Origin of the sequence: Grimontia indica (assembly GCF_000333895.2) — a bacterium.
Taxonomy (GTDB): Bacteria; Pseudomonadota; Gammaproteobacteria; order Enterobacterales; family Vibrionaceae; genus Enterovibrio; species Enterovibrio indicus.
This window is the reverse complement of the sequence record NZ_ANFM02000027.1, coordinates 150,176-162,446: the sequence shown is the minus strand read 5'-3', so window position 1 is coordinate 162,446 and position 12,271 is coordinate 150,176. Positions and strand designations below refer to the sequence as shown.

14 protein-coding genes are annotated in these 12,271 nt (G+C 47.6%); 8 read left to right on the top strand and 6 right to left on the bottom strand.

The window, feature by feature from the left end; all coding sequences use genetic code 11:
- The first annotated feature begins 281 nt into the window (after positions 1-281).
- The 5 genes from D515_RS15780 to D515_RS15760 all read left to right on the top strand — a co-directional run bounded on the left by D515_RS15780 (position 282) and on the right by D515_RS15760 (position 5,231).
- Positions 282-1,373: a PfkB family carbohydrate kinase gene (locus D515_RS15780; RefSeq protein ID WP_002539992.1), complete on the top strand. Its 1,092-nt coding sequence runs from the start codon at positions 282-284 to the stop codon at positions 1,371-1,373.
- Complete coding sequence (locus D515_RS15775) at positions 1,367-2,281, top strand: pseudouridine-5'-phosphate glycosidase (RefSeq protein WP_002539991.1); 915 nt, start codon at positions 1,367-1,369, stop codon at positions 2,279-2,281. The genes D515_RS15780 and D515_RS15775 overlap by 7 nt, the downstream gene beginning before the upstream one ends.
- Before the next feature lie 287 nt (positions 2,282-2,568).
- A complete protein-coding gene (gene gbdR / locus D515_RS15770) occupies positions 2,569-3,594 on the top strand; it encodes a choline metabolism transcriptional regulator GbdR (protein WP_002539988.1) in 1,026 nt (341 codons plus the stop codon).
- A 511-nt stretch (positions 3,595-4,105) separates the two neighbouring features.
- A complete protein-coding gene (locus tag D515_RS15765; RefSeq protein WP_002539985.1) occupies positions 4,106-4,792 on the top strand; it encodes an SDR family oxidoreductase in 687 nt (228 codons plus the stop codon).
- Positions 4,776-5,231 carry a GNAT family N-acetyltransferase gene (locus D515_RS15760; RefSeq protein ID WP_002539984.1) on the top strand — a complete coding sequence of 152 codons (456 nt, stop codon included), beginning with the start codon at positions 4,776-4,778 and terminating at the stop codon, positions 5,229-5,231. The genes D515_RS15765 and D515_RS15760 overlap by 17 nt, the downstream gene beginning before the upstream one ends.
- 50 nt (positions 5,232-5,281) lie before the next feature.
- On the opposite strand, the gene D515_RS15755 is transcribed toward D515_RS15760, so the two are convergent.
- The 3 genes from D515_RS15755 to D515_RS15745 form a co-directional block, all read right to left on the bottom strand.
- Positions 5,282-5,743 carry an Hsp20 family protein gene (locus D515_RS15755; protein WP_002539983.1) on the bottom strand — a complete coding sequence of 154 codons (462 nt, stop codon included), beginning with the start codon at positions 5,741-5,743 and terminating at the stop codon, positions 5,282-5,284.
- A 275-nt stretch (positions 5,744-6,018) separates the two neighbouring features.
- Complete coding sequence (locus D515_RS15750; RefSeq protein WP_051997521.1) at positions 6,019-6,288, bottom strand: hypothetical protein; 270 nt, start codon at positions 6,286-6,288, stop codon at positions 6,019-6,021.
- Between the two features lie 175 nt (positions 6,289-6,463).
- Positions 6,464-7,243 (bottom strand): AraC family transcriptional regulator, encoded by a 780-nt coding sequence (locus tag D515_RS15745; RefSeq protein WP_002539981.1) that lies wholly within the window; start codon positions 7,241-7,243, stop codon positions 6,464-6,466.
- 98 nt (positions 7,244-7,341) lie between these two features.
- Between D515_RS15745 and D515_RS15740 the strand changes: the two genes are divergently transcribed.
- Positions 7,342-8,496 carry a multidrug effflux MFS transporter gene (locus D515_RS15740; protein ID WP_002539980.1) on the top strand — a complete coding sequence of 385 codons (1,155 nt, stop codon included), beginning with the start codon at positions 7,342-7,344 and terminating at the stop codon, positions 8,494-8,496.
- Between the two features lie 52 nt (positions 8,497-8,548).
- Here the strand turns inward: D515_RS15740 and D515_RS15735 are convergent, their stop codons facing one another.
- Positions 8,549-9,448, bottom strand: a complete 900-nt coding sequence (locus tag D515_RS15735; RefSeq protein ID WP_002539979.1) for an AraC family transcriptional regulator — start codon at positions 9,446-9,448, stop codon at positions 8,549-8,551.
- A gap of 157 nt (positions 9,449-9,605) precedes the next feature.
- On the opposite strand from D515_RS15735, the gene D515_RS15730 reads away from it, so the two are divergent.
- Both D515_RS15730 and D515_RS15725 read left to right on the top strand, forming a co-directional pair.
- On the top strand, positions 9,606-10,196 hold the full coding sequence (locus D515_RS15730; RefSeq protein WP_002539978.1) for a class I SAM-dependent methyltransferase: 591 nt from the start codon (positions 9,606-9,608) through the stop codon (positions 10,194-10,196).
- A 106-nt stretch (positions 10,197-10,302) separates the two neighbouring features.
- Positions 10,303-10,650: a DUF6404 family protein gene (locus tag D515_RS15725; protein ID WP_002539977.1), complete on the top strand. Its 348-nt coding sequence runs from the start codon at positions 10,303-10,305 to the stop codon at positions 10,648-10,650.
- A 58-nt stretch (positions 10,651-10,708) separates the two neighbouring features.
- Here D515_RS15725 and D515_RS15720 read toward each other — a convergent pair whose 3' ends face one another.
- Positions 10,709-11,251, bottom strand: coding sequence for an SRPBCC family protein (locus D515_RS15720; RefSeq protein WP_002539975.1), 543 nt, complete (start codon positions 11,249-11,251; stop codon positions 10,709-10,711).
- Positions 11,252-11,414: 163 nt separating this feature from the next.
- Positions 11,415-12,263, bottom strand: a complete 849-nt coding sequence (locus D515_RS15715) for an ABC transporter permease (protein WP_002539974.1) — start codon at positions 12,261-12,263, stop codon at positions 11,415-11,417.
- Between the last annotated feature and the right edge of the window lie 8 nt (positions 12,264-12,271).

Sequence of the window (12,271 nt, the reverse complement as noted above, 5' to 3'; positions counted from 1 at the left end):
GCTTTCCTTGCTTTCCAATCAATCACAACTGCCTGTCTACGTACACAGACTTGATCTAAGTGTAGAGCCATTCCACCTCCTTCCTGTTCCCGAATTGAGACCCGAAACAGCGGTAATGCGACGTGCGGGATAGTATGAGCATGGTCAAAACTGGCTGGTTTTTATACAAATTTTTTCTATGCCGTCACACAATGATTAATTGTTGCTCAACAGTAATTGACAGTTTACTCGCCTCATTTAAAACTAACATTTGTTTAACAACCAAACAGGTGTTAAGTGTCATGACGTCGCGCGAAGATGAAATCCTCCAATTGATCAAAGATGATCCTTTCATCCAGCAACAGAGTATTGCCGACAAGCTGAATATCAGTCGCTCTGCGGTCGCTGTGCATATTATGAACATGACGCGGAAAGGCGTGATTCGTGGAAAAGGCTATATTGTTGACCGTCCACAGTATGTGGTCGTGATTGGCGGCACCAATATGGACATTCTGGGTCAGCCGGAAGTGGCGATGGTCGAGCGTGATTCCAACCCCGGAAAAATCACGGGTTCGGCCGGCGGTGTAGGTCGGAATATTGCAGAAAACCTGGCGAGATTAGGCGTCGACACTAAATTGATTTCAGTGGTTGGGGATGATGCCTACGGCAATGTGGTACTGGAAGCTACGCGCAAAGCGGGCGTGGACGTTAAAGCGGTCAGTCAGCTTACCGGACAGACCACATCCACCTATCTTTCTCTACTGGATGCCCATGGAGATATGCTGGCTGCAGTGTCAGACATGTCGATTCTCGATCACCTGAATATTGGGCTACTCGCCCAACATACTGATCTTATCCAACACGCTGCGGCGATTATCATCGATACCAACCTCAACGACGATGTTCTCGCTTACCTGTTTAGTAAGTTTCACGATCAAGTCATCTATTTGGATACGGTGTCGACGGCGAAATCCATCAAAGCCAAACCGTATCTCAAACATATCCACACACTCAAACCGAACCTGTTGGAAGCGGAGACCATTTCTGGTTTACCGCTGAATTCCGATGAGGATATCGACGACATTGCAGACTGGTTCATTCAACAAGGCATCACCCGCTTGTTCCTGAGCCTTGGCGCCGATGGCATCCTCTATCGCTCGGCAGAAGACACCGCCTTAATCCGTCCGTCCAAAGTCAATGTGGTCAATGCCAATGGCGCAGGAGATGCCTTTCTCGCCGGATTGGTGTACGGACAAATGAATAATCTGACTGACGCAGAATCCTGCCGCTTTGCGCTCGGCTGCGCCATGTTAACGATGGAGCACATGCAAACCATCAACCCAACCATTACCGAATTGATGGTGCTACAGCGCCTAGAGGAAGCCTTATGTTAAACCCCTATCTCGACATTCACCCGGACGTTCAGCAAGCCTTGTCAGAAGGCAAACCTGTTGTCGCGTTGGAATCCACCATCATTTCCCACGGTATGCCTTATCCGGAAAATGTGGAAACTGCCCTGCGCGTTGAAAAGGCGGTGCGTGATAACGGGGCAATTCCTGCCACTATCGCGATCCTCAAAGGCCGTTTAAAAGTGGGTCTCAGCGAAGAAGAAATCACGTATCTAGGGCAGCAAGGTCAGTCAGCGATCAAAACCAGTCGTCGCGATATTCCTTTCATTGTCGCGAACAAAGCAGACGGTGCAACCACGGTCGCATCCACGATGATTCTGGCCGATATGGCAGGCATCCGTGTGTTTGCCACGGGGGGCATTGGTGGCGTTCACAGAGGTGCCGAAACCAGTTTTGATATCTCTGCTGACTTGGAAGAATTGGCAGAAACCAAGGTCGCCGTTGTGTGCGCGGGAATTAAGTCCATTCTCGATTTAGGACTGACACTTGAGTATCTCGAAACCAAAGGTGTTCCCGTGATTGGCTATGGCACAGAAACGCTGCCTGCGTTTTATACACGCGAAAGTCAGTTTGGTGTCGACTACCGAATCGACAGTCCTGAGTTGATCGCGGCGGCACTGAAAGCGAAGTGGGAAATGAAACTTAAAGGCGGCGCAGTGATTGCTAACCCTGTACCTGAAGAACATGCTCTGAAGAACGAAGAAATCGATAGCGTCATTGAAGCTGCGATTACAGAAATGGATGCCAAAGGCATAAAAGGTAAGGATTCCACACCATTTTTGTTGGCAAAAGTGGCCGAAAAGACCGCGGGAAACAGCCTAAAAGCCAACATTGCATTGGTACTTAACAATGCAGCACTCGCCGCTAAGATTGCAGTTGCATACAGCGATTAACGCTCACTCTCAATAATACCCTCAAATTTCATTACACCTCTAAACACCTTGAGTGCCGGAAATTCGGCCTCAAGGTGTCCGTTTTTATAAGAAATCTTCATTCCTTTTGTCTTAAAACAGAGCATTTAGCACATGACATCTGTGTTTCAAATAAATTAATTTTACTTTTTTTTAACATTGTCCTACCCATAGGGGAGAAGCTGCGTTCTGGACTGCGCCAATCTCTAAGAGCTGTAACTAAATTAAACAAGGACGGTTTAAAACAAACCGAGAATGGAGAGGTTCCTATGGGCACAGTATCCTCACTACGCCAAACAGTTAACATCGGTTTCTATCTGTGTGACCGCTTTACCATGCTAGCGATGGCTTCTGCGGTTGAAGTATTGCGCATGGCAAACCAGTTGTCAGGCGAGACCTTGTACCGCTGGCACACACTGAGCGAAGATGGCAAAGCGGTATCAGCCAGTGATTCGCTACAGATAGGTGTCGATGAAGGCATCCCTTCTCAGCAAGCTTTGGACATCGTGATTATTTGTGGTGGCTTAGATATTGAAAAGGCAGCCAATCCAAAGTTGCTGAATTGGCTGGGCTCACTGGACAGAAAGCAAGTGACCATTGGTGCTATCTGTACGGGCAGCTATCTCTTGGCGAAAGCCGGTATCATGCAGAACAAAGCTTGCTCTATCCACTGGGAATACCTCGCTGGATTTCAGGAGGCTTTCCCCACCGTCCGTGTCAGCAACAAACTTTTCTCTCTTGACGAGAAGCGCATGACAAGTGCGGGCGGAACTGCACCGATGGATATGATGCTCAATATGGTCACGAAAGAGCACGGCAACAAACTGAGTGCTGCCATCTCTGAAATGTTCATGTGCGAACGTGTGAGAAATACAGAAGACGTTCAGAAGATACCGTTGAGAAACCTGATCGGCACTGCGCAGCCTAAGTTGCTCGAAACCGTATCCTTAATGGAAGCCAATCTCGAAGAGCCTTTCTGCATCGACGAACTCGCTGGTCTCGTACAGCTCTCGCGTCGTCAACTCGAAAGACTGTTCCAACGACATATTCAGTGTTCGCCTTCACGTTACTATCTGCACCTCAGGCTCAGTCGGGCCAAACAACTTCTGATCCAGACCAATCTCTCGATCATCGAAATCTCGATTGCCTGCGGGTTTGTATCCACACCCCACTTCTCCAAATGCTACAGAGATTACTACGGCATTCCGCCAAGAGAAGAGCGTGTAGGCATGCGCCAAGACCAAGAGCCGACGCTCGGCAGTGTCAGCTTAGAGAGCGCACAAATAGCCAGCTAAACGTTGAATATCTTCCAAGACATCAGCCCCGGAATTTCCGGGGCTTTTTTTCTCCGGCAGGATCTGCCATCTCATCTGTTGGAAAAAAGTGTTCAAATTTTGTTCAACATCAATCTCACAGTACCTAACCATCTTTTCTGTGCCGATAATCTAGACGATCCTGACATTTCGATAAGAACCGAGACACATAACGAAACCTGTTTCGTCGCAGACAAATTTGGGGCAAAAATAAAGCCTGCTGCGTTTAACTGCACCCTGCTTAACCCGCGTGCTTTTTAAGCAGACGGCTTTATCCCAAGATGACGTTTGTATTAATTCAACGTTACCCAAAGGGTTATCCACCGTTTCTGTGGGTAACTTTCTTCGCGACACGTAATAGATTGAGTTTATGTGATTAAATCCTGACCTCGCAATTTTTGCGACTGAGGACAAAATTTACCCCCAAACATTCTTTTGTCATCTCAATGACATATAGCCTGCCTAAATCATCGTACAAGAAAGGAGTCATAGGATGAGTACTATTGTGGTTACAGGCGCTGCGCGCGGAATAGGCTTGGAGCTAGTGAAAACTTATCTTGCGAAAGGCGATAAAGTGGTCGCGACCTATCGCACACCAGAGCCACCCGTTGCACTGACTCAGTTGCAAGGAACTGGTCAATTAACGCTTCACCCTCTGGAAGTGACCGACTCACAAAGCATCACAGCGTTTGCTGCATCACTTGCTGACACTCATATTGATGTCTTGGTGAACAACGCAGGTGTTATTGGTCCTGACCATCAGAGTTACAGCAACATGGACGTTGAAGGATGGAAACAAACCTTTGAGATAAACACCATCGGCCCTTTGATGGTTACTAGCTCTCTGCTCAGCAACTTAAAGAAAAGCCCTTCACCGAAGGTCCTCACTATTTCCAGCCAGATGGGAGCATTGAACCGAGAGTCCACGGGAATGTTGGCTTACCGAAGTTCTAAAGCTGCCGTAAACAAAGTCATGCAGGTACTGGCGTTGGAGCTGAAAGCAGAGAGCATTATTGTGTGTCCGGTACATCCTGGATGGGTGAAAACCGACATGGGTGGTGACGAGGCCGATATCACAGCGCAAGAGAGCGCAGAGGGTATTGTAAAACTCACTCAGTCACTGACAATGAAAGACAGCGGCAAATTTTTCACTTGGGAAGGTTATGAACACGCTTGGTAAGCACATTGAATACCTCTGGCTGGATACAGAGTCAGAGCATTATCAGCAGGCTTTGAGCCTTCGTTACGCGTTGTTTTTCGAAGAGCCAGGCCTACCTTGGGAAGTGTTGTTCGATGCGGACGAAGAGAACAGCCGGCATCTCGCGGCTATCTGTGACGGGGAATTGCTGGCTTATGGTCGTTTGACCAAACGGGATGATTCAACCATGCAGATATCACAAATGGTAGTTTCACCAGACCACCAGCGCAATGGGTTGGGAGAGGCCATTCTTAGCCGACTGGTTGCCCACGCTAAAAAGCACTTAACAAAAAATATTATTTTAAGTGCACGCCTGCATGCAATTCCGCTTTATGAAAAGTTGGGATTTAATAAAATAGGTGACGTGTATACCTCTCCCAAAACTGGCATTAAACATATTAAAATGAAGTTAGTGCTATGAAGGGCTGAATGAATCAGCCCTTTTATTTAACGCAACATCATGAAATTTAATTAAGCAATAACTTCTTCTTTGTTTTCAATAGAAGAAGGTGAACCGCCATTGATTGCAATGGACTTAGCTTTCATTGCTTCAGGAATAACTTTCAGAAGGTTAATCTTCAGCAGACCATTTTCCAGATCTGCACCGGTGACCTCAACATAGTCAGCCAGGTTGAACTTACGCTCGAAAGTACGGTTTGCAATGCCTTGGTACAGGTAGTTTTTACCTTCTACCTTCTCTTTCTCACCACGGATTGTCAGCACACCACGCTCGACGTTAATGTGAAGCTCTTCTTGAGTGAAGCCAGCAACTGCAAGCGTTATCGCATACTTGCTGTCTTCAAGCGATTCAATGTTATACGGAGGGTAACCCGCTGCAGCACTTTCTGCGCGAAACGCGTTATCCAGTAAATTGGCAAAACGGTCAAAGCCAACGCTATTACGGTATAGTGGGGTCAAGTCGATAGTTTTCATCATATATCCTCCAATGAAGCGATATTAAATTTAGTTAAATGATTTATCCGAGAGGTCGCACGAATATCGCCACAACCTCTACACCACTATATTTGGAGATGGACCAAAACACTTTCAAGTGTAAAAAGAGAAAAAATTTTTATTTTCTTTTAAATCTTTGATTATTAGGTGGTGGAGTTTTGAAATGTAGACCATTTGTTAATGGCGAATCCGAACCACCAATAATTATATATTGGGGCGATATAGAAAAGATTCAAGGCATGGGATATAAAAAATTAGTAGCTAATATTTTTGTTGTCGATAAGAAGGTTATCTTCCACGAATGTCTTACGCTCTTTATCGTTACACACACGGTGCATGCAAGTGTTTAGGCACAACGCTTGAACCACTTTCTTTGATTGAGCATTTAAACAGCTAAACTCTGCAGCGCACAATTGACCGTTCATAAACAGGCGCTCAAGTGTTTCTACACTGAATTCAAGCTGCACTTTTTCAACGTGTTGAACTGCGGTGGCTCCTCTCCCCCTCACGCGTTTGCTATCCATGTCATTCCCCATCGTCAATCCATCTCATCCATACTTACTTACTTACTTACTTACTTACTTACTTACTTAAATCTAGATGATAATGGTTATCATTACAACCTGAGATAAATTATGGATATGATTTGTATGGGGAGTGCAAGGCGACGTTCAGATGACAATTTGCACTGTAAATTTATTATTCGGTGGGCTCTCTGAGATAGCGACCCGGTGTGTTGCCTGTCATCTTCCTAAAGAAGCTGATAAATGCACTATCGCTGGAAAATTTCAGCGCCGACGCCACTTCTGACACACTTTCCCCTTCCGACAAGCGCTCGACAGATGCCTGCAACCGCCATTGTTGTCGCCAGGACTGATAAGGCATACCCGTTTCCCGAGTGAAGATGCGACTGATGGTTTTGGCACTGGCACCAATACCCTTTGCCATCTCGACTAAAGGCTCTGGCAGCACATTCCCTGCCATCACTTCCTCAAGCCAAACTTTTAGGCGGCGATCAGAAGGGAGTTTCAAAGCGAAGTGCTCTTCTTGTGCATCGCCGAACTCCTGACAAAACAGCGAGAAGATGGCTTGCTGATCTTCTTGTGGCATTTCCCATTCCCAGTAAGCCATACGCTCGATGAGTTCTCTTAGCAGGCCGTTGACAGCGATTATCTTGATGTCTTTAGGAAGGTGCTGGGATATTTGCGCGTCGAAATACAATGACCGATAAGCCACCACATTCCTCATCACTGCGCAGTGAACCGTGCCAGCTGGAATCCAGGCAGCACGGATTGGAGGCAGCACACACCACAACCCGTTCAGGTTGATGCTCATGCACCCTGAAGAAGCAAACAGAAGCTGATGCTTGTTGTGTTTGTGCATTCCCGAGTCATGACGCCCAATCTGTGCGGCAACGCCAATAATTGGCGCTTCCAACACATCTGCGTTAAATCGGGTTTCTTCAGTTATAACTGCCATCTGTCCTTATTTTGATGTTTTTGGTTCTAATAACGTTAATAGGCCAAGTATATCCGCCTGTAGACTCCACGCCATCAAAAACAATGATTGGAGACTTTATGAAAACGCAAACCCCGTCTTTGTGGCTTCTTGGGGCGCTGCTGATGTTTCCCCAAATTGCCGAAACAATTTACAGCCCGGCACTGCCCAATCTAGCTGAAGCCTTTGGCGTTTCCTTTGATACGGCATCACTCACGTTATCGGTTTACTTTTCCGCATTTGCGGTTGGTGTGGTGGTGTGGGGAAGGCTTGCCGATACACTGGGACGACGCACAGCAATGCTCATTGGTTTGACGACTTATGCACTGGGAAGCGTGTTAGCCATGCTTGCGGCCGACTTTCATGTCGTACTTTTAGCCCGAGTAATTTCCGCCTTTGGGGCAGCGACAGGCTCCGTCGTCGGTCAAACCATGTTAAGGGACAGCTACGAAGGCGCTGAATTGGGCAGAGTCTTCTCTATCATGGGAATGGCGACCGCTGTTAGCCCTGTGATTGGACTGATTTTGGGAAGTGTCGTGACCACTTACTCAGGTTACTTGGGCGTATTCACAACATTATTGGGTCTAGCAGTGGTGTTACTGGTTGGGTCTACATTTTCCCTGACAGAAACCAAACCCGTGCATACCCGACGTGTTTCGCTTGCTTCAGTGTGCCGTGCAATGCTGCGCGATGGCTCAATATGGAAGAATGCCGTTTTGGTGGCCGCCTTTAATCTTATGTTGTTCGGCTACTACGCGATTGCACCTTTTACTTTCAAACAACTTGGCCTTAGTTCCATTGAATTTGGGTACACCGGGATTGTGCTGGCGCTGGGATCATTTGCAGGCAGCATGATTAATAAGTCTTTACTCAAACGCGGCTTCGAGACGAATACCTTAGTTTCAGGATCCAGTGCATTGGCTGTGCTCTGTAGCGCCGGCGTTGGTGCACTACAAGAAAGCTACCTGCTTGTTCTGCCAATGATGGGAATCGTCGTCGCGTACGGCATTGCAATACCCAATATTCTCGGTCAAGCATTGGTTAACTACCGACAGTATGCTGGCTCTGCCGGTGCGCTGTTTGGATTGATGTATTACCTCATGCTTGGAATTTCGTTGGGCATTGCGGGAATATTCCAGAGTCTCGGAGGAACCTTGTTCACCGCTTCCTTGATCACACTGCTATTCGTCGTGCCAACCACGAAAAAACGCCTGGCATCAGAGACCAACTCATAAACAGAAGCCCACGGTTATCGTGGGCTTCCTCAGTGCTAGTGTTCTATCGACGTTATCGTATTGCAGTGCAGAAACTGACATCAGCATGATGGGTTTGCATATCAAAGCTGTGGTAAAGCTCGAAGCATGGACGATCATCTGATTCAATGCCCATCTCAATCACTTTACCCATCAGGTCATCCCATGCTTTGGGGTACTGACTAAAGTCCGTGATGTTCTGGCGCATGACTGCATATTCGCCACCGGGGAACTCCTGAAGCTCAATACCTGCAGGGGCATCGGTCTCATCCGGCACCATTAGGCAGATATCCGTCCTGCACTTCTCATTCGGGGTAATTTCAGGGTTATCGTGGTAAATGAAAATACAGGTGTTCCCTGCCAAGCCATTCATGCCCGCCCATTGATAAAGGCGAGCACTCGCTTCTTCATATCCCTGACCATAAGGGCCGGTCACGCGGACATAGGCCAGTCTACTGCGCTCGAAGTGTTGCTTTTCCATTGTCTTGCTCCATGTTGATGTGTCAGAGCCAGTATATGAATCAGTCACTTCCGCTTCGTTTCCAATCTTGCGCAGCGTGTGTCCAATCTTGCTGTTTCGTGCAAGCTCGGAAAATGCCTTGTAGTCTTCACAGTCACGAAAGGCTGTTGGCGTAACGCCAAAATGTTGTTGGAAGGCCTTCGCGAGGCTCTGAGAGGATGAAAAACCAAACTCTAGGGCAATGTTGAGCACTGGTTGCTTGTTCTTAAACAACTCATCAGCCGCCGCTTCAAGACGTAGACGCCTAATGAAATCTGCCAGCGTTTCTCCCTGTACCGCCTTAAATGTACGGTGAAAATGATAAGGCGAGAGATTTGCCAAAGCCGCGACTTCGGGCAGGTTGAGTGGCTCGTTAAAATGTTTTTCTAGATGACGAATGACAGGCAGCAACCGCTTTTGGTAATCAACACGCATGGCTTTTCTCTTCGGACTTATCTACAAACCGAGCCTAAACGATCCTTTCTTTACTTCAACGCTTCCAAGATAAACTTGAGATTCTTTCCATCAAATAGGGAGATTCCTTGCGTTCCTTTACTCCCATTTTCATCATGACCACGGAATCGGAGGTCAAATGAATCAACAAACCAAATGGAATCAGTACTATCAGAAAGTGTCTCCACTGCCACACCGAAAACTCGTGGAAAGAGCAATAAAACTCGATAAAACCGGGCATCGCGTTGCTGTTGATTGTGGCTGTGGAAGTGGCGCTGAAACGGCTTATCTTTTGGCTCAGCAATATGAAGTCCATGCCTTCGATTGCAATGAAGATGCTGTGACGCTAACCCACCAGCGTTGCAAGAATTACCCCAAGCTAAACCTGACGCTTGATTCTTTTTCAGAGTTTGAATTTCCCATATCAAGCCTGATTACAGCCAATAACAGTTTGTTCTTCTGCGAGGCTAAAGAGTTCGATGCTGTTTGGAACCGGATCCGTTCATCACTCATCCGTGGCGGCGTGTTTTGTGGTGATTTCATTGGCCACAATGACACCTGGAACCAGGACCCCAGTCGAGCGCTGGCACCCGTAGATAAAGTCATGTTAGACGACATGTTCAAAGGGTTTGAGATAGTCTTCTCAAAGGAGCGTGACGAGCTAGGAAAAACCGCCATTGGTAACGAAAAACACTGGCATACCTTTACGCTGATCGCGATAAAGCGCTGAAAACTTGCCGTTGGCGAGACGGCGGTCACCAAACTTGCCAATCCTCCTTTAGCCCAGTCTCCCTTGGGTTATAGTGAGCGCACTGAGTTGTATATAGTGATTAGCAATGAGTTTCGAGCAACAACTGGACCGTGCACATGAGGTCCTGACTGAGAAAGGCTTTTTGCCATCTTCCGCCAATCCTCTGATTTACCGTCTTGCGCGTAAATTGGGATTGAAAGTTCCACCACCGCAGTTCTGTTCCTTCAGCATCAACACGCTGCTCGGTACCCTTTGGTTTGGTACCTTGTGGGGATTGATCATGTGGTTTATGCAGTGGGAATCTCTCGGTGTGTCCCTCAGCTATGCGTTTAACGCATCTCTGGTTACCGGCCTGTTTTTCGGTGTGATGATGTCTGCGTGGTACAAGCTTTCCGCGAAAAGAAAACAGCTTCCTAGCTGGGGCGAAATCTAGATCAGCCTGGTTTGCCGACCACCCTGATTAGGGGGATGGGTGGTCAGCAAGCCAGCTATTACTTTTTACCTTCCAGTACTTTCTTCAAGTTTCCTAAGCCAGCCTGATACAAGCCCGTGACACCTTTAACTGCCGCTTCATCTGTCAGATAGTCAGGCGGATTACTTTCTGGAAAGCCACGGTAAAACTCACCGCTCCAACTCACTTCACTCACATTGTCTCCTTTCGAAACCACCGAAATGGTTGAGGTGTAATGCGTGACGGGCAACAAGTCGACATTCTCCTTGATGATTCTGTAATTCAGCGTCATGGTTTTGTTATCAATGCCCATCAACTCCTCTGTCAGTGACGCATCATCCACATAGAGTTTCCTTACCGCCCCAGCTTCGTTCGGCACGCCCGACACCAGTTCATTCTTGGTGATACCCGGAATCCACGAATCCAATCCATCAAAGCTGATGGCTTTGTCCCACACTTCTTTCGCCGGCGCATCGATAATGACCGTTTCCGTCACCGAAAGCTTTTCCAAACCATCCAATGCCATTGCAGGCATCGAGATCATCAATGCTGCCCCCATAAAGGTTTTCAACGTCTTTATCATTCCTTGCATCCTCTGTTAGCGACACGCCATGTAAGCAACACCACCTTGCATAGGTGCCAGATGGAAATGAAATTAGTTGAGAGAGTTGGGATACAGATGAAAGAAAGATGGGAAAAAGAAAACACCCGCATAAAGCGGGTGTTTTGACGCTGTGAGGTAAAGCTTACTCTTCGATGCCCCGCATCTTTGCACTGCGTCGGCGGAGGAACTCCAAGGTTGTCAGCAAAGCGATAGATAACACCACTAACAGGGTTGCAGCGGCCAGTATGGTTGGGCTGATCTCTTCCCGTATTCCCGACCACATCTGAATCGGCAGCGTCGTCTGTTCTGGCCCTGCTATAAAGAGCACCACAACCACTTCATCAAATGATGTGATGAAAGCAAACAGCGCGCCAGAGATAACCCCAGGCGTAACCAACGGCAGGACGACTTTGAAGAAAGTCTGAATCGGATTCGCCCCCAAGCTTGCCGACGCGCGGGTCAAGGAATGATCAAAACCACTCAGCGTCGCGGTGACGGTAATCACCACGAACGGAATACCCAACGCAGTATGCGCCAGAATCACACCTACATAGGTTTGGGTGAGCTGGAAACGGGAGAAGAAAAAGAACATCGCCGCAGCGGAGATAATCAAAGGCACAATCATTGGCGAGATAAGAATGGCCATGATCGCGTCTTTGTAAGGCATGTAACGGCTGGAAAGCCCAAGCGCCGCAATGGTTCCCAGTACCGTCGCCAACAAAGTGGAAGCAATCGCCACAATCACACTGTTTTTGACCGCTGCTTGCCACGAGTCAGAGGTGAAGAAATCCTCGTACCAACGAAGTGAATATCCGGCAGGGTCAAAACTCAGCATTTCAGGTGTAAACGTAAAGTACGGTTCGGCATTGAAACTCAAAGGAATGATGACCAACAAGGGGCCAATCAAGAATAGGAAAATCGCCGCACAGATCAGGCGAAACACCACATACCAAACTTTTTCGCCTGTGGTTGCGCATTCAGGTAAAGCCATCGTTTCCT